General features: G+C 68.9%; 17 protein-coding genes and 1 pseudogene. 12 read left to right on the top strand and 6 right to left on the bottom strand.

Annotation, left to right across the window (positions count from 1 at the left end; translation table 11 throughout):
• Positions 1-8: 8 nt before the first annotated feature.
• Positions 9-542, bottom strand: coding sequence for a glycerol-3-phosphate acyltransferase (locus tag ACZ5RK_RS05945; protein ID WP_054647240.1), 534 nt, complete (start codon positions 540-542; stop codon positions 9-11).
• A gap of 75 nt (positions 543-617) precedes the next feature.
• On the opposite strand from ACZ5RK_RS05945, the gene ACZ5RK_RS05940 reads away from it, so the two are divergent.
• From ACZ5RK_RS05940 to ACZ5RK_RS05900, 9 genes are all read left to right on the top strand, one after another.
• On the top strand, positions 618-1,652 hold the full coding sequence (locus ACZ5RK_RS05940; protein WP_464910037.1) for a substrate-binding domain-containing protein: 1,035 nt from the start codon (positions 618-620) through the stop codon (positions 1,650-1,652).
• 9 nt (positions 1,653-1,661) lie between these two features.
• Positions 1,662-2,108, top strand: a complete 447-nt coding sequence (locus ACZ5RK_RS05935) for a YqhA family protein (protein WP_054647239.1) — start codon at positions 1,662-1,664, stop codon at positions 2,106-2,108.
• Complete coding sequence (locus ACZ5RK_RS05930; RefSeq protein WP_464910036.1) at positions 2,109-2,774, top strand: hypothetical protein; 666 nt, start codon at positions 2,109-2,111, stop codon at positions 2,772-2,774.
• 10 nt (positions 2,775-2,784) lie between these two features.
• On the top strand, positions 2,785-3,891 hold the full coding sequence (gene mqnE / locus ACZ5RK_RS05925) for an aminofutalosine synthase MqnE (RefSeq protein WP_464910035.1): 1,107 nt from the start codon (positions 2,785-2,787) through the stop codon (positions 3,889-3,891).
• Between the two features lie 40 nt (positions 3,892-3,931).
• On the top strand, positions 3,932-4,747 hold the full coding sequence (locus tag ACZ5RK_RS05920; protein ID WP_464910034.1) for a menaquinone biosynthetic enzyme MqnA/MqnD family protein: 816 nt from the start codon (positions 3,932-3,934) through the stop codon (positions 4,745-4,747).
• A gap of 65 nt (positions 4,748-4,812) precedes the next feature.
• Entirely contained in the window at positions 4,813-5,349 is a 537-nt protein-coding gene (locus ACZ5RK_RS05915; protein WP_464910033.1) for a YceI family protein, read from the top strand.
• On the top strand, positions 5,346-6,128 hold the full coding sequence (locus ACZ5RK_RS05910) for a VOC family protein (RefSeq protein ID WP_464910032.1): 783 nt from the start codon (positions 5,346-5,348) through the stop codon (positions 6,126-6,128). The genes ACZ5RK_RS05915 and ACZ5RK_RS05910 overlap by 4 nt, the downstream gene beginning before the upstream one ends.
• Before the next feature lie 133 nt (positions 6,129-6,261).
• A complete protein-coding gene (gene aroF / locus ACZ5RK_RS05905; protein WP_464910031.1) occupies positions 6,262-7,296 on the top strand; it encodes a 3-deoxy-7-phosphoheptulonate synthase in 1,035 nt (344 codons plus the stop codon).
• Positions 7,293-8,372 carry a prephenate dehydrogenase/arogenate dehydrogenase family protein gene (locus ACZ5RK_RS05900; protein ID WP_464910030.1) on the top strand — a complete coding sequence of 360 codons (1,080 nt, stop codon included), beginning with the start codon at positions 7,293-7,295 and terminating at the stop codon, positions 8,370-8,372. The genes aroF and ACZ5RK_RS05900 overlap by 4 nt, the downstream gene beginning before the upstream one ends.
• Here ACZ5RK_RS05900 and ACZ5RK_RS05895 read toward each other — a convergent pair.
• The 3 genes and pseudogenes from ACZ5RK_RS05895 to ACZ5RK_RS05885 all read right to left on the bottom strand — a co-directional run bounded on the left by ACZ5RK_RS05895 (position 8,364) and on the right by ACZ5RK_RS05885 (position 11,205).
• Positions 8,364-9,311: pseudogene (locus ACZ5RK_RS05895) on the bottom strand (GGDEF domain-containing protein). The gene ACZ5RK_RS05900 and the pseudogene ACZ5RK_RS05895 sit on opposite strands and share 9 nt — an antisense overlap.
• 47 nt (positions 9,312-9,358) lie before the next feature.
• Positions 9,359-10,720 (bottom strand): FAD-binding oxidoreductase, encoded by a 1,362-nt coding sequence (locus ACZ5RK_RS05890; RefSeq protein WP_464910029.1) that lies wholly within the window; start codon positions 10,718-10,720, stop codon positions 9,359-9,361.
• A 20-nt stretch (positions 10,721-10,740) separates the two neighbouring features.
• Positions 10,741-11,205, bottom strand: a complete 465-nt coding sequence (locus tag ACZ5RK_RS05885) for a hypothetical protein (protein ID WP_464910028.1) — start codon at positions 11,203-11,205, stop codon at positions 10,741-10,743.
• A gap of 69 nt (positions 11,206-11,274) precedes the next feature.
• Between ACZ5RK_RS05885 and ACZ5RK_RS05880 the strand changes: the two genes are divergently transcribed.
• Complete coding sequence (locus ACZ5RK_RS05880; RefSeq protein WP_464910027.1) at positions 11,275-11,727, top strand: EVE domain-containing protein; 453 nt, start codon at positions 11,275-11,277, stop codon at positions 11,725-11,727.
• On the opposite strand, the gene pilC is transcribed toward ACZ5RK_RS05880, so the two are convergent.
• Positions 11,702-12,922, bottom strand: coding sequence for a type IV pilus assembly protein PilC (gene pilC / locus ACZ5RK_RS05875; RefSeq protein ID WP_054647603.1), 1,221 nt, complete (start codon positions 12,920-12,922; stop codon positions 11,702-11,704). The genes ACZ5RK_RS05880 and pilC overlap by 26 nt on opposite strands.
• Here pilC and ACZ5RK_RS05870 point away from each other — a divergent pair.
• Together ACZ5RK_RS05870 and scpB are read left to right on the top strand one after the other, a co-directional pair.
• The gene (locus ACZ5RK_RS05870; RefSeq protein ID WP_464910026.1) at positions 12,921-13,508 is read left to right on the top strand and encodes an L-threonylcarbamoyladenylate synthase; all 588 of its coding nucleotides are present in this window, start codon (positions 12,921-12,923) and stop codon (positions 13,506-13,508) included. The two genes, pilC and ACZ5RK_RS05870, sit on opposite strands and share 2 nt — an antisense overlap.
• Before the next feature lie 3 nt (positions 13,509-13,511).
• Positions 13,512-14,039: an SMC-Scp complex subunit ScpB gene (gene scpB / locus ACZ5RK_RS05865; RefSeq protein ID WP_464910025.1), complete on the top strand. Its 528-nt coding sequence runs from the start codon at positions 13,512-13,514 to the stop codon at positions 14,037-14,039.
• Here the strand turns inward: scpB and ACZ5RK_RS05860 are convergent.
• Entirely contained in the window at positions 13,986-15,065 is a 1,080-nt protein-coding gene (locus ACZ5RK_RS05860) for a PIG-L deacetylase family protein (RefSeq protein WP_464910024.1), read from the bottom strand. The genes scpB and ACZ5RK_RS05860 overlap by 54 nt on opposite strands.
• Between the last annotated feature and the right edge of the window lie 3 nt (positions 15,066-15,068).

Raw genomic sequence — 15,068 nt, 5'->3', positions numbered from 1 at the left:
CCCTAAAGCTACCATCTTCCCCTAAGGATTTGCAGGCCCCTCAAGGCCACCACCCCCGCCACCCAAAGCGCCCCCAGCCGGCCCTCGGGCGGGGCCAGGAGGAAGAGGGCCAGGTAGCCGAACATGGCCCCGAAGGGGATGGGATACACCCCCTTCCGCCTTCGCCCCCAGTAGAGGAGGTGGTACGCCCCCGCCACCCCAAGGCCCAGGGCCGCAGCCCAGAGGGTCTCTTCGGGAAGCCAGGCCAGGAAGAAGCCCAAGGAGGGGGCGATCCCCCCGCCTCCCCGGAAGCGGAAGCAAAGGGGCCAGTTGTGGCCGGCCACCAAGGCCGCCCCCGCAAAGGGGCGAAGCTCAGGAGGGGTGAGGAGGGCCGCCAAAACCCCCTTCCCCAGGTCAAAGAGGACCACCACCAGGGCGGCCCAGGGACCTTTGCGGCGGAAGACCCCCGAGCCCCCGGGAAGGTCCCTCTCCCGCACCTCGGGGAAGAAGAGGAGCCCCCCCACCAAGGAGCCCAGGAGGTAGGCCAGGAGGAGGTAGGCCATGCCCCCATTCTTGCAAAGGCCGGGACCTTGGGGTATCCTTAAGATGGAAGTTTCCATGAAGCGCTTCCACACGCCATGAAGAAGAAGCAACCCACCATCCACGAGGTGGCCGCCCGGGCCGGGGTGGGCCTGGGCACGGTGAGCCGGGTCCTCAACAACCACCCCGCGGTGCGCCCCGAGACCCGGGCCCGGGTCCTCAGGGCCATGGAGGAGCTGGGCTACACCCCCAACCCCCACGCCCGCCGCATCGCCGGGGGGCGGAGCTACACGGTGAGCGTCCTCCTGCCCTTCGTGGCCACGGAGTTTTACCGCAGGCTCATAGAAGGCCTCGAGGGGGTCCTCCTGGAAAAGCGCTACGACCTGGCCCTCTTCCCCATCCTCTCCCAGGCCCGGCTCAAGCGCTACCTGGAGAGCTCCACCCTGGCCTACCTCACCGATGGCCTCATCCTCGCCTCCTACGACCTCACGGAGCACTTTGAGGAGGGCCGCCTCCCCACCGACCGCCCCGTGGTCCTGGTGGACGCCAAGAACCCCCGGTACGACTCAGTCTACCTGGACAACTTCCTGGGGGGCAGGCTCGCCGGGGCCTACCTCGCCCGCTTCCCCGGGGCCGTCTTCGCCATCAAGGTGGAGGAGGAGCCCGACCGGGCCTTCCGCCACACCGTCTTCGCCGAGCGCATGGCGGGCTTCCGGGAGGCCCTGAAGGAGGCGGGCCGCCCCTTCCCGGAGGACCACCTCTACGTCACCCGCCTCTCCCAGGAGGGGGGGCGCCTCGCCCTCCGCCACTTCCTGGAAAAGGCCTCCCCGCCCCTCAATGTCTTCGCCGGGGCGGACCAGGTGGCCCTGGGGGTCCTGGAGGAGGCCCAGAGGCTCGGCCTCACCCCGGGGCGGGACGTGCGGGTCCTGGGCTTTGACGGGCACCCCTTCGCCGAGGAGGTGGGGCTTTCCACCATCGCCCAGCCGGTGGAGGCCATGGGGGCCCGGGCGGCCCAGCTCCTCCTGGAGAGGATGCAGGGCTACGCGGGGGCCCCCCGGGAGGTGCGCTTTGAGCCCACCCTGGTGGAAAGGACCTCCACCCTGACCCCGGGCCCCGCCCCCTACGTGCCCTAGAATCCTCCCATGGGCCTCTTTGACGCCCTGACCAACCTGGTGCGCTGGGTCATGGTCCTGCCGGTGGCGGGCCTCCTCCTCGGGGCCCTCTACTTCGCCTGGCACGCCCTCCTGGAGGCCGGTTCTGCCCTGGGGCAGGGCCTCGAGGCCGCCCTCCCCGCCCTGGTGGGGGCCGTGGATCTGGCCCTCCTCTCCGCCGTCTTCCTCATCTTCGGCGTGGGCCTTTTTGAGCTCTTTATCGGCAAGCTGGAGGTGCCCTTGGACAACGTCCTGGCGGTGGAAAGCCTGGCCGACCTCAAGAACAAGCTGGGCCAGGTGATCGTCATGATCCTGGTGGTGAAGTTCTTTGAAAAGGCCCTGGCCTTCAAACCCCAGGAGGCCCTGGACTTCCTCCTCTTCGCCGGGGGGGTGGCCCTCCTAAGCGCCGCCTTGTGGCTGGCGCGGGCCAAGGAGTAGGTGCTGGTCTACCTGGACCAAAACCACGCCAGCCGCATGGCCAAGCACCTCCTGGGCCAGAGGGGGCACGAGGCCTTCGGCAGGCTCTTCCAGGCTCTGAGGGGGAAAGCCCTTGCCCCCCCGAGCCCCTTCCACGTCCTGGAAACCCTCTACCCCCAGCGGGGTCCTGAGGAGAAGGCGGGCTACCTGCTTCCCGCCCTCAAGGAGGTCTTCACCGCCCTCTCGGGAGGCTACTGGGTCCGGCCCTGGCCGGAGGTGGCGGTAAGGCAGGAGAGGGGGCTTTACCGGGAAGACCTCCTCTCCGAGGAGGGAAGCTGGGAGGTCCCGGCGGACCTCTCCCCCTTCCAGGGGCTCCCCGAGGCCCTCCGCGGGCTTCCCTACGGGGAGGCCCACGCCCTGGCCCTAAGGGAGGTGCGGGCGCGCACCGGGCTTAAGGAAGTGCCCTTGGTAAGGCTTCTCGCCCACCTCCTGGCCCGCATGGCCTCCGATCCCCACCGCAAGCCCCGCCCCTCGGACCTCCTGGACGCGGTCATGGCGGCCACGGTCTACCCCTACGTGGACCTCCTCCTCACCGACCGCTACCTGAGGAACCTCCTGCCGGAGAGGAGCGTGGGGGGAAGGCGAAGGGAGGTGGAAGCCCTGGTCCGGCGCCTCCAAGGGGAGTAGACTCCAGGGCGTGAGAGGGATCCGGGACCCCCGCCTCCTCCCCATCGCCGAGAAGGTGCTTGCGGGGAAGCGGCTTTCCTTTGAGGACGGCCTCGTGCTCTACGAGACCAAGGACCTTCCCACCCTCATGCGCCTCGCCAACCTGGTGCGGGAGCGGAAGCACGGGCACAAGACCTACTTCGTCCACTCCATCCGCGTCTCCCAGACCAACATCTGCTACGTGGGGTGCACCTTCTGCGCCTTCCAGAGGCGCTTTGGCGAGGAGGGGGCCTGGGACTGGGAGGTGGAAGAGGTGGTGGCCTGGGTAAGGGAGCGCTACCAGCCCGGGCTCACCGAGATCCACATGACCGCAGGCCACCACCCCAAGAGGCCCTTCTCCTACTACCTGGACCTGGTGCGGGCCCTCAAGGAGAGCTTCCCCGGGGTCCAGGTCAAGGCCTGGACGGCGGCGGAGATCCACCACTTCTCCAAGATCGCCCGCCTGCCCTACCGGGAGGTTCTAGAGGCCCTGAAGGAAGCGGGCCTGGACGCCATGCCGGGAGGCGGGGCGGAGATCTTCGCCGAGAGGGTGCGCAAGAAGATCGCCCGGGCCAAGGTCTCGGCGGAGGGGTGGCTTGCGGTCCACCGCACCGCCCACGAGCTGGGCATCCCCACCAACGCCACCATGCTCTACGGGCACATAGAGACCCTGGAGGAGCGTCTGGACCACATGGACCGCCTGCGCCGCCTCCAGGACGAGACGGGGGGGTTCATGAGCTTCATCCCCCTGGCCTTCCAGCCCGACGGGAACCAGCTCGCCCGGGAGCTCGGCAAGAGGGAGTTCACCACGGGGCTGGACGACCTCAGGAACCTGGCGGTGGCCCGGCTCTATTTGGACAACTTCCCCCACATCAAGGGCTACTGGGCCACCTTAACCCCCGAGCTCGCCCAGGTCTCCCTGGACTGGGGCGTGACGGACATAGACGGCACCCTCATTGAGGAGCGCATCGTCCACATGGCGGGAAGCCCCACGCCCCAGGGGCTTTCCAAGAGGGAGCTCGCCCGCATCATCCTCATGGCGGGCCGGATCCCCGTGGAGCGGGACGCCCTCTACCGGGAGGTGCGCCTTTGGGCCTGATCCCACCCCAGCCCGGGGTAGGCCTCGGGAGAAACAGGGTATGAGGGCCCTACGGGTGGGTTTTCCTCCCTACGCCAACGTGGCCCCCTTGGTCCACTTCCTAAGGCCGGAGGGGTTCTCGGTGGTCCACGCCCCCCCCACCGCCCTCAACGCCTGGCTTCTGGAGGGAAGGCTGGACCTTTCCCTGGCCTCCAGCTACGCCTACCTCCGGCACCAGGAGGCCCTGGGCCTCCTGCCGGACTTTTCCGTGGCGGTCCTCGGGCCCGTCTACTCCGTGAACCTCTTCCACCGCCTGCCCCTAAGGGACCTAAAGCGGGTGGCCCTCACCACGGAAAGCGCCACCAGCGTGGCCCTCCTCAAGTTCCTTCTTGAAAGGCAGGGCATTCACCCCCGCTACGAGGAGGCTAGGGGGGGCCTCGAGCTCCTTTCCGCCTACGATGCGGTGCTCCTCATCGGCGACCAGGCCATAAAGGCCTACGCCGCCCTCCTCCCGGGGCTCCCCGAAACCCCCCACGCCCTCCCCACAAGCCTGGGCGGGGTCCAGGTCACCGACCTCTCCGTCCTTTGGTTCCAAAAGACCCGCCTCCCCTTCGTCTTCGCCGTCTGGGCCTACCGGAAGGAGAACCCGCCCCCCAAGGCCCTGGTCCAGGCCCTGAGGCGGGCCAGGCGGGAGGGCCTGGCCCGGTTGGGGGAGGTGGCCGGGCGGGAGGCCGAGAGGCTTGGGGTCCACCCCGCCCTCATGGAGCACTACCTCTGGAACTTCCGCTACCACCTGGAAGAGCCCGACCGCCTGGGCCTTCAGGCCTTCGCCGAAGCCCTGGGGCTTCCCTTCCGGCCCTCCTACTATCCCGAATAGCGCTTGACATTTTATAGCGATTGAGGTAGCGTAGCCTTGGGCCCTAGGCCCAAGGAGGCAAGCCCATGCGTTGGAACCTTGACCCCACCCACACCAGCGTGGAGTTTGCGGTGAGGCATATGGTGATCGCCACGGTAAAAGGCACCCTCAACCTCAAGGAAGGCTACGTGGAGACCGATCCAAGCGGGAAGCCCATCCAGGTGGAGGCCCGCCTGGACGCGGCGAGCATCCACACCGGCGTGGCCGACCGGGACAACCACCTCCGCTCCCCGGACTTCCTGGACGTGGCGAACTATCCGGAAATCGTCTTCAAAAGCGAGAAAATCACGCCCCTGGGGGAGGGCCGCTACCAGGTGGAAGGGGAGCTCACCCTCCGGGGCGTGACCCGGCCCATGGCCTTTGAGGTGGAAACCTCTGGCCCCGTGAAGGACCCCTGGGGCAACGAGCGCCTGGCGGCCCACTTTGGGGGGAAGCTGAACCGCAAGGACTTCGGCCTCACCTGGAACATGCCCCTGGAGGCCGGGGGGCTTCTCGTGGGCGAGGAGGTGCGCTTCAGCGTGGACACGGAGCTGGTGGCGGCCAAGGAGAGGGTGGGCGCATGAAGCCCCAAGGGCGGCTCCTCTCCTTGAGCCTCAGGGTCAAGGACCTGGGAGCCGCCCTGGCCTTCTACCGGGACCTCCTGGGACTACGGGTGGAAGCGGACCCGCCCCGCTACCGCCTCTTCCCCGAGGGCCGGGGCTTCTTTTTGGATTTAATCCACGATCTTCAGGCCCCCCTAAGGCCCCACCCCTCGGTGGGCCTCTACCACTTCGCCCTCCTCCTTCCGGACCGCAAAGCCCTCGCCGGGGTCTTCCGCAGGGCGCTGGAGGCGGGGGTCCACTTTGAGGGCGCGGCGGACCACGGGGTCTCCGAGGCCCTTTATTTTTGCGACCCCGAGGGCAACGGCCTCGAGCTCTACCGGGACCGCCCGCAAGGGGAGTGGCCCAAAGGCCCCCTCATGTTCACGGCGCCTTTGAGCCTGGAAAAGCTCCTCGCCGAGAACCCCAAGCCCACCCCCCTCCCCCCGGAAACCCTCCTCGGGCACCTCCACCTGCACGTGGAAGACCTCCGGGAGGCGGAGGCCTTCTTCGCCGGGAGGCTCGGCATGGAGGTGACCCTCCGCACCTACCCCGGGGCCCTCTTCTTCGCCTGGGACCGCTACCACCACCATGTGGGCGCCAACACCTGGGCCGGGAGGCGCAGGGCGCCCCCGGGGGCCACGGGGCTTGTGGCCTACGCCCTCCTCGCCCCCCAGGGCGTGGAGCGGGGCGCCTACCGGGACCCCACCGGGGCCAGCCTGGAGGTGCTTGACGAAAGGGGCCCATCTGGCCTAAGCTTTTAGCAACTATGCGGACCCTAGGGCGCCAGTTCGGCTTTTATTATCCCGCCGGGGGCGCCCTGCGGTCCGCGTAGGTCTTCACCGCACCCAGGGCGCCCCCAAAAAGGGGGCGCCCGAAGTCTTTGGGAGGGAAGCCATGCTGATCGTGATGAAGCGGGGGTACACGGAGGAAGAGCTTCGGGAGGTGGTCCGGGAGATTGAGAAGGTGGGCTACCGGCCCCATGTCTCCCAAGGAGTGGAGACCACCCTGGTGGGGGCCATCGGCCGGGGGCCCACCCCCGAGCTCATGGAGCACTTCCGGGCCCTGCCCGGGGTGGCCGAGGTCATCCCCATCTCCAAGCCCTGGAAGCTGGCGAGCCTCGAGGTCCAACCCTTCCCCACCGTCTTGGACTTCCCCACGGGCCGGACCGGGGGGGACCACGTGATGGTGGCGGCGGGCCCCTGTGGGGTGGAGTCCCATGAGCAGACCCTAAGGGCCGCCCGCTACGTGAAGGCCCACGGGGCCCACATGCTCCGGGGCGGGGCCTTCAAGCCCCGCACCAGCCCCTACGCCTTCCAAGGCCTGGGGGTGGAGGGCCTAAAGATCCTGGCCGAGGCCAGGAGGGAGACCGGTCTTCCCGTGGTCACCGAGGTCCTCTCCCCGGACCAGGTGGAGCTCGTGGCCGAGTACGCCGACGTCCTCCAGATCGGGGCCAGAAACGCTCAGAACTTTCCCCTCCTCCAGGCGGTGGGGGAAGCGGGCAAGCCCGTCCTCCTCAAGCGGGGGATGAGCATGGCCCTGGAGGAGTTCCTCATGAGCGCAGAGTACATCCTCTCCCGGGGCAACATGCGGGTCATCCTGGTGGAGCGGGGCATCCGCACCTTTGAGAAGGCCACCCGCTTCACCCTGGACGTCTCGGCGGTGCCCGTCCTCAAGAGCTGGACCCACCTCCCCGTCTGGGTGGACCCCTCCCACCCGGCGGGCAAGAGGGAGTGGGTCCTCCCCCTGGCCCTGGCGGGGCTCGCCGCGGGAGCCGACGGCCTCATCGTGGAGACCCACCCCGAGCCGGAGAAGGCCCTCTCCGACGCCGCCCAGCAACTCCACGAGCACGAGTTCGCCAGGCTCATGGACCAGGTGCGCCGTCTCGCCGCGGCCCTGGACAAGACCCTGGCCGCCCCTGTCCTGGGATGAGGCCCCTCTTCGGCAAGGTGGGCGTCTTCGGCGTGGGCCTTCTGGGAGGGAGCGTGGCCCTGGGGCTCAAGGAGCGCTTCCTGGCCGAGGAGGTCCACGCCTACGACCAGGACCCCGTGGCCCTGGAGAAGGCCCTCTTCCTGGGAGCGGTGGACCGGGTGCACACCGAGCTCGGTCCCTGGGTAGAGGGGCTTTCCCTAGGGGTCCTGGCGGCCCCCGTGGGGGCCCTGCCCGCCCTGGGGGAGGCCCTCTCCCCCCTGGCCCACCCGGAAAGCCTCTGGACCGACGTGGGAAGCGTGAAGGGGAAGGTGGTGGCCCTGCTGGAAGGCCTCCTCCCCCACTACCTGGGGGGGCATCCCATGGCGGGAAGCGAACGGGCGGGGGTGGAAAACGCCCACGCCGGGCTCCTGGAGAACGCCGTCTGGGTCCTCACCCCCACGGAGAGGACGAGCCCCAGGGCCAAGGAAGGGGTGCGCCAGCTGGTGGAGGCCCTGGGGGCCTACCCCCTGGAGGTCCCCCCCCTCCTCCACGACGAGCTGGTGGCCCGCATCTCCCACCTCCCCTACCTCCTGGCCCTCGCCCTAAACCGCATGGTGGGGCGAAACCCCCACCGGGACCTCCTCATGTTCCTGGCGGCGGGAGGGTTTCGCGACCTCACCCGGGTAGCCTCCGGGTCCCCGAGGATGAGCCGGGACATGGTGGTGGAGAACAAGGAGGCCCTGAAGGAGGCCATAGAGGAGCTCCGGGGCGTCCTCCTTGAGCTGGAAGGCCTGCTGGACGACCCCGAGGGGCTTCTTGAGGCGGCGGAGGAGGCCAAGCGCACCCGGGACAGCCTCCCCATCGTGCGGCGGAGCCTCCTCCCCGAGATGCACGACCTGGTGGTCCAGGTGCCGGACCGCCCCGGGGAGATCGCCAGGATCGCCACCGCCCTCGGCGAGGCCGGGGTCAACATCAAGGACATCGAGGTCCTCACCATCCGGGAGGCGGCGGGGGCCCTCCGGCTTTCCTTCGCCACCCGGGAGGAAAAGGAGCGGGCGAAGGCGGTGCTCAAGGGGGCGGGCTACCGCCTACCCTAGCTCCAGCGTGGAGCGGGCCACCTGGTCCTTGCCCTTCTCCTTGGCCCGGTAGAGGGCCTGGTCCGCCCGGCGGTAGAGGTCCGAAAGGTCCCCCCGGTAGGTGGCCACCCCGAAGCTCGCCGTGACCCCCAGCTTCCTTAGGCCTTCCCGAAGCCTTCCCACCAGGTGGACCGCCTGCCCCCCAGGGGTTTTGGGCAAGAGGAGGGCGAACTCCTCGCCCCCCCACCGCCCCACCAGGTCCCCCTTGCGCACGTGGGCCACCAGGTAACGCCCCACCTCCCTAAGAAGCCTGTCCCCCTCCGGGTGGCCCTTCTCGTCGTTCACCTTCTTGAAGTCGTCCAGGTCCAGAAGCACCAGGCTAAAGGGCTCCTCTCCGCGCTCCACCCGGGCTGCCTCCCGCTCCAGGGCCATCTCCAGGGCCCGGCGGTTGGGTAGGCCGGTGAGGGTGTCGGTGAGGGCCTGTTCCCGCCAGAAGCGCACCTGGCCGTAAAGCTCCCGGAAGCGGGCGAGGAGGAGCGTGAGGGCCAGAAGTACAGGCTGGGCCAAGGCGAAATGGCCGTACGCCAGGCCCGGCCCCTGGCCCACCCAGAGGGGGAAGAGGGCCAAAGCCCCTCCCCAAAAAGCGCCCGCAAGGAGGGCCCAGGGCAGAGGATAGGCGAAGGCGGAAAGCAGGTACAAAGAGGGCGACCAGAAGCCCACCACCCACCAAGCCTCTCGGGCTCGCGCCGCTTCAAAGAGGAGGTAGGCCCCCAGGGTGTGGACCAGGAGGCGGGGCGCCCTCTTGGGCCCCTGCCTGAGGGCCGCCAGAAAGAGGAGGCCGAAAAGGGGATAGGCCCAGTCCTACCAGCCCCTAGGAGGGCGGGCCAGGAGCTGAAGACCCACGCCCAGGGGAAGGCCTATCCAGGCGAGGAGGTAAAGGGCCCGGTAAAGCCCTTCCACGATCCCATTCTCTGCCCCAGGCGGTGAAGCCCGTGTGAAAACCGACCTCAGGGAAGGACCTTGCCCGGGTTGAAGAGGCCCACGGGGTCCATGGCCTCCTTCGCCCAGCGCAGGGCCTCGAGGGTCTCCGGGTCCAAGGCCTCCCGCAGGAAGTCCCGCTTCATCAGACCGATGCCGTGCTCCCCGGAAAGCACCCCCCCGTGCCGCAAGGCCACCCGGGCGATCTCGTGGGCGAGCTCCCAGACCTTCTCCTCGCTCTCCCTTCTGGGGTCAAAGAGGATGTTGGGGTGGAGGTTCCCGTCCCCGATGTGGCCGAACTGGGCCACGATGAGGCCAAAGGCCTCCCCCAGGGCCCGGATCTCCCGCACCACCTGGGGCAGGGCGGAGCGGGGCACGGCGATGTCCTCGTTCACCCGCTTGGGGCGGATGCGGCCCAAAGCCGGGCTCACCGCCCGCCTGGCCCGCCAGAGGGCCTCGGCCTCCGCCTCGCTTCCCGCGCGGACCACCTGGGCCCCGTGGCGCCGGGCGCTTTCCTCCACCAGGGAAAGCTCCTCCTCCACAAGCTCCGGCTCGTCCCCGTCCGTCTCCACCAGGAGAAGGGCCCGGTCCCGGGGAAGGCCCATTCTCAGGTAGTCCTCCACGGCGCCCGCGCAGACCGGGTCCAGAAACTCCATGCGGGCCGGGACGGCCCCCAGGGCCACCGCCTGGGAAACCGCCTCGGCCAGGGGCTCCACCCCGGGAAAGACCGCCATCAGCGTGGCCCGGTACCGGGGCAGGGGAAGAAGCCGCACCCTGGCCCCGGTGATGAGGCCCAAGGTGCCCTCGGAGCCGATGAGAAGCCCCGGGAGGTCGTAGGCCCTGCGGTCCAGAAGGTGGACCTCCCCCCAAGCGTCCACCCACTCCAGCGTCAAAAGGTAGTCCCCCGTGACCCCGTACTTGAAGCAGAGGGGCCCCCCGGCGTTTTCCGCCAGGTTTCCCCCCAGGGTGCTGGTGCGGTAGGAGGCGGGGTCTGGGGGGTAGAAGAGGCCAAGGGGCCTCGCCGCCTCGGAGATCCGGGCGGTGGTGACCCCGGGCTCGGCCCAGGCGGTCTGGGCCACGGGATCCACCTGCAGGCGGGTCATGCGGGTGAAGGCCACGGCGATGGCCTCCCCTAAGGGCACCGACCCTCCCGAGAGGCCGCTTCCCGCCCCCCGGGGAACCAGGGGTACCCCGTGCTCCCGGGCCAGGCGCACCAGGGCCTGGACCTCCTCCCGGGTTTCGGGCAGGACCACGGCCAGGGGGGCCTCCCCCACCAGGATGGCATCGTAGCGGTAGGGGGCCCTCTCCGCCGGAGCAAGGAGGACCCTCCCGCCGAAAAGGGCCTTGAGCTCGGAGGCAAGCTCCCGGGTTAGGCCAGGCCGGACCGGCACGCCCTCAGGGTAGCAGAGGTTCAGGGGGCCGTGTTCAGGGGGTCGCAGGCCCCCGTGCTGTCGGGGACCATGACCACGGAACTCCTCACGAACTCCGAGGGCGCGTTCACGTTGAAGCCCTGCACCCAGAGGCGCTTGTTCCCCACCGGCTCCACGATGATCCCCTGGGGGCTCAGGCCCTGCTGGATCTGGCTCGGGGCCACGTCCACGTAACCCGTAGCCCGGCCCTGGCCCGCGGTAAAGGTGGAAAGGCTCGCCACCTTTTGCCCGGGGCGGGCCTGGTGGGGGGTCTGGCCGTCGTCCAGGAGGTAGACGTCCAGACGGGTGAGGACCCCGGAGAAGTCAAAGCTGAAGTCCACCCGCGTGGTTTTGTAGGTACAGTAGCGGTCCTGGGTCCAGAGGTTCTGGATGGTAGGAGGAACGAAGGAAACGGTCACCGTGCAGGCCGCGAGGGCCAGGGCCAAGAGGGGAACCAGGGAACCCATGCCCCCATCTTCCTCCCTAGCCCGCCCGGACCCATGACGCCAGGCTAAACCCCCCTTTAGACTTGGGGCGTGGCCTACTGGATCTTGAAGTCCGAGCCCGAGGTCTACAGCATTGAGGACCTGAAGCGGGAAGGAAGGGCGGTCTGGGACGGGGTCCGGAACTACCAGGCCCGGAACTACCTGATGCGGATGGAAGAGGGCGACCTCTGCTTCTTCTACCACTCCGGCGCAACCCCCCCGGGGATCGCCGGGCTTTGCCGGGTGGTGCGAACCCTCGTCCCCGACCCCACCCAGTTTGACCCGGAAAGCCCCTATTACGACCCCAAGGCCACCCCCGAGAAGCCCCGCTGGTACACGGTGGAGGTAGCCTTCCTGGAACGGTGGCCCCTCATCCCCCTCGCCGAGCTCAAGGCCCTCTTCCCCCCAGACCACCCCCTGGTAAAGAGGGGGAACCGGCTTTCCGTGATGCCGGTCCCCCCGGAGGTGGCGGAGGGGCTTATTGCGCGGAGAGGGTCCCGATGATCTTGAAGAGGGGCAGGAACATCCCAGCCACGATCATGCCCACGATGACGCCCAGGAAGATGATCATGAGGGGCTCTATGGCCGCGGTGAGGCTGGCCACCGCCTCGTCCACCTCCCGCTCGTAAAAGTCGGCGATCTTGGAAAGCAGGGTGTCCAAAGCCCCCGTCTCCTCGCCGATGGCCACCATGGAGCTCACCATGGGGGGGAAGACGAAGGGGTGCTGGGCCAGGGTGAGGTTCAGGGGATCCCCCTGCTGGATCCTGAGCTTGGCCCCTTCCACGATCTCCTCCACCACGCTGTTGCCCGCCGTACCCTTGGTGATGTCCAGGGATTCCACGATGTTCACGCCGCTAGTGAGGAGGAGGGCCAGGGTGCGGGAAAAGCGGGCCACGGCGGTCTTGCGGTTGAGGTTGCCGAACACCGGCACCCTGAGCTTGATGCGGTCAATCACCCTGCGCCCCTGGGGGGTGCGGTAGTACCAGCGGTAGGCGAAGAAGAGGAGCACGAAGAGGAGGAGAAGCGGCAGGGTGGCCGCCCGCAGGAAGTTGGAGACGGCGATGAGGAAGCGGGTGAGGAGGGGAAGCTCCGAGCCCAGGTCGGTGAGGATCTGGGCGAACTGGGGCACGATCCCCGTGAGGAGGAAGTAGGCCACGCCCACGGCGAAGACGAAGACGATGACCGGGTAGGTCATGGCGCTCCGGATCTTGCCCCTGAGCTCCAGGTCCTTCTCCAAGAAGGTGGCCAGGCGGTCCAGGATGACATCCAGGCCCCCGGAGGTCTCCCCGGCCCGCACCAGGTTCACGTAGAGGCGGGAGAAGAGCTTGTGCTTGGCCAGGGCTTCGGAGAAAGCCATGCCCCCTTCTATGTCCGCGCGCACCTCCTTGAGGATCTCCCGGAACTTCTTGTTCTCCGTCTGGCGCTCCAGGATGGCCAGGGACTGGAGGAGGGTGAGGCCCGCCCCCAGCATGGTGGCGAGCTGCCGGGAGAAGATGGCGAGGTCCCGGAGGCCGGGGCCCCTCTCCAAAACGGGAAGGCGCACCTCGGCCTGGAGGCCCCGCCCCGGCTCCTTGATCTCGGCCACGAAAAGACCCCGGTCGCGGAGAAGCCTGGCGGCGGTGCGCAGGTCCTCGGCCTCAATGGTGGCCTCCACCAGGCGGCCCTGGCGGTCGCGGGCCTTATACTGGTAGACTGGCATGGTAGAAGTATACCAGAAGGAGCTCACCGAGGCGGCGAAGACCCTTAAGGAAGGGGGTTTGGTGGCCTTCCCCACCGACACGGTCTGGGGGGTGCTGGCCCCCATGGAGAACGAGGCCGCCTGCAAGAGGATCTACGCCCTAAAGGGCAGGCAGGAGGACAAGCCCCTCCAGGTGCTGGTAGCGGACCTGGAAAGCGCCCTCCGGCTTGCGGACCTGGGCCCTTTGGAGGAGAGGTTCCTCCGCCTGGCCGAGGCCTTCTGGCCCGGGGGGCTTACCGTGGTGGTGCCGGGTAGGGGCATTCCCCCCTGGATCAGCAAGGACGGCTCCGTGGGCCTCAGGATGCCGGCCCATGACCTCCTGCGGGGGCTTCTCCGGCTCGTGGGGGGGCACGCCGCCGCCACCAGCCTAAACCGGAGCGGGGAACCCCCGGTGCGCACCGAGGCCGAGGCCCGGGCCTTCGCCGTGGACTTCGTCTTTCCGGGGGAGGCGGGGGGGCTCGCCTCCAGCGTGGTGGACCTGCGCACGGGGGAGGTCCTGCGGGAAGGGGCCATTCCCAAGGAGGCCCTCCTCCCTTACCTCGCCTAGCCCATGGAAGGGCCCGGCTTGAAGGCGGAAATCCTGGCGGTGCTCTTCGCCGCAGGGAGGCCCGTTTCCCTAAAGGAGCTCAGGGCCCTGGGCCACCCGGAAGAGGCCATCCTAAGGGCCCTCAAAGCTCTGGAGGCCGACCTCCGGGAGGGCCACCTGGGGGTGGCCCTGGAGCGGGTGGCGGGGGGGTGGCGGCTTTTGGTGCACGAAAAGGTCCTCCCGGCGGTGGAGAAGGTCCTCAAGCCCACCCCGCCCCGCCTCTCCAAGGCGGCCCTGGAGGTCCTGGCCCTCATCGCCTACCACCAGCCCCTCACCCGGGCGGAGCTCGAGGCCATGCGGGGGAAAAGCGCCGAGGGGGTTCTGGAAAGCCTTCTGGAACGGGGGTTCATCCGGGTGGTGGGGGAGAAGGAGGCCCCGGGAAGGCCCAAGCTCTACGGCACCACCCAGCGCTTCCTGGAGGTTTTCGGCCTGGAAAGCCTAGAGGAGCTCCCGCCCCTCAAAGATGGCCCACCCCTCCTCCTCCGGGGCTAGGGCCTCCTTGGCGGGAACGGGAAGGGGGCTGTAGAGCTCGTTCTGCCGCACGAAGGCCAGGAGGAAACGGGAGAGAAGCCGCATCTGGCTTTTGTGGGCGCGGATGGCCTTCTCCTTGAGGCGCACCTCCTCCTCGCTCAGGGGAAAGCGCTGCCAGGGAAGCCCCCTCCCCCTGGGCGGGGGGTAGAGGGGCAGCCTGGGGTGGAGGCCCTTGGGCAAGGGGTACTGGTAGCCCCCGTGGATGAGGTAGTACTCCAGGCGGCCCTCGAGGCCCAAAGAAGCCGCCGCCTGCATGCCGAAGTAGGCCGTGGCCTGGTGGTCCCGGTGGGCGTCCAGGGGGCTTGGCAGGAGAATCCGGGTGGGGTCTAGGCGCTCTAGAAGCTCCACCAAGGTGGCCTCCAAGGCCTTTCCCGTGTAGGGAAGCCCCGGGCGGTAGCACCCCGGGTAGGCCACGGCCCTGAGGCTCGTGTAGGGGCTCTCGTAGGCCAGGTAGTAGTGGGTGGTGAAGAGGTGAAAGAGGCCCTGGTCGGGGAAGCCCAGGAAATAGGCGCTCTCCCGGGGAAGGCCCAGGGCCTCCAATCCCCGCCAGGCCTCCACCATCCGCCTAAGGGCCAAGCGGCGCATGGCCTCCCGGGAGGGCAAGGGGCTTCCCGCCGCCAGGTCAAAGGCGTCCCCGGAGGTGAGGTAGACCACGCTCACCCGTCCTCCCCGTTCCCAGGTGCGGCGCATGCGTCCCGCCGCCGCCAGCACCTCGTCGTCGGGGTGGGGGGCCAGGACCACAAGGTGCTCCCCTTCCCCCGGCCCGGGAAAGAGGGGCAGGCGGCGCACCCGGGCCGTGGAGAGGAGGGCGTGGTAGTAGGCGAAGACAAAACGGCCGTTGACGAAGGCCCAGACCCCCAAGGCGGCCAGGACCACCAGAAGGCGCTCGGTCCATAGAAGCCCAAGCCAGAGCCTCAGGGCCTCCCCCAGCCCCAGGTAGAGGAGGAAGAGGAGAAGAAGCCACTGCCAAGGAGCCAGGCGGCGCACCAG

The organism is Thermus kawarayensis JCM 12314 (assembly GCF_055393575.1).
The sequence above is the reverse complement of the archived record's forward strand: the minus strand, read 5'-3'. Positions and strand labels throughout refer to the sequence as shown.

What these genes read in the sequence shown, in the direction of transcription:
- ACZ5RK_RS05945 (WP_054647240.1), bottom strand. Translation starts at nt 542, where the DNA reads ATGGCCTACCTCCTCCTGGCCTACCTCCTGGGCTCCTTGGTGGGGGGG.
- ACZ5RK_RS05940 (WP_464910037.1), top strand. Translation starts at nt 618, where the DNA reads ATGAAGAAGAAGCAACCCACCATCCACGAGGTGGCCGCCCGGGCCGGG.
- ACZ5RK_RS05935 (WP_054647239.1), top strand. Translation starts at nt 1,662, where the DNA reads ATGGGCCTCTTTGACGCCCTGACCAACCTGGTGCGCTGGGTCATGGTC.
- ACZ5RK_RS05920 (WP_464910034.1), top strand. Translation starts at nt 3,932, where the DNA reads ATGAGGGCCCTACGGGTGGGTTTTCCTCCCTACGCCAACGTGGCCCCC.
- ACZ5RK_RS05915 (WP_464910033.1), top strand. Translation starts at nt 4,813, where the DNA reads ATGCGTTGGAACCTTGACCCCACCCACACCAGCGTGGAGTTTGCGGTG.
- ACZ5RK_RS05910 (WP_464910032.1), top strand. Translation starts at nt 5,346, where the DNA reads ATGAAGCCCCAAGGGCGGCTCCTCTCCTTGAGCCTCAGGGTCAAGGAC.
- aroF (WP_464910031.1), top strand. Translation starts at nt 6,262, where the DNA reads ATGCTGATCGTGATGAAGCGGGGGTACACGGAGGAAGAGCTTCGGGAG.
- ACZ5RK_RS05900 (WP_464910030.1), top strand. Translation starts at nt 7,293, where the DNA reads ATGAGGCCCCTCTTCGGCAAGGTGGGCGTCTTCGGCGTGGGCCTTCTG.
- ACZ5RK_RS05885 (WP_464910028.1), bottom strand. Translation starts at nt 11,205, where the DNA reads ATGGGTTCCCTGGTTCCCCTCTTGGCCCTGGCCCTCGCGGCCTGCACG.
- ACZ5RK_RS05870 (WP_464910026.1), top strand. Translation starts at nt 12,921, where the DNA reads ATGGTAGAAGTATACCAGAAGGAGCTCACCGAGGCGGCGAAGACCCTT.
- pilC (WP_054647603.1), bottom strand. Translation starts at nt 12,922, where the DNA reads ATGCCAGTCTACCAGTATAAGGCCCGCGACCGCCAGGGCCGCCTGGTG.
- scpB (WP_464910025.1), top strand. Translation starts at nt 13,512, where the DNA reads ATGGAAGGGCCCGGCTTGAAGGCGGAAATCCTGGCGGTGCTCTTCGCC.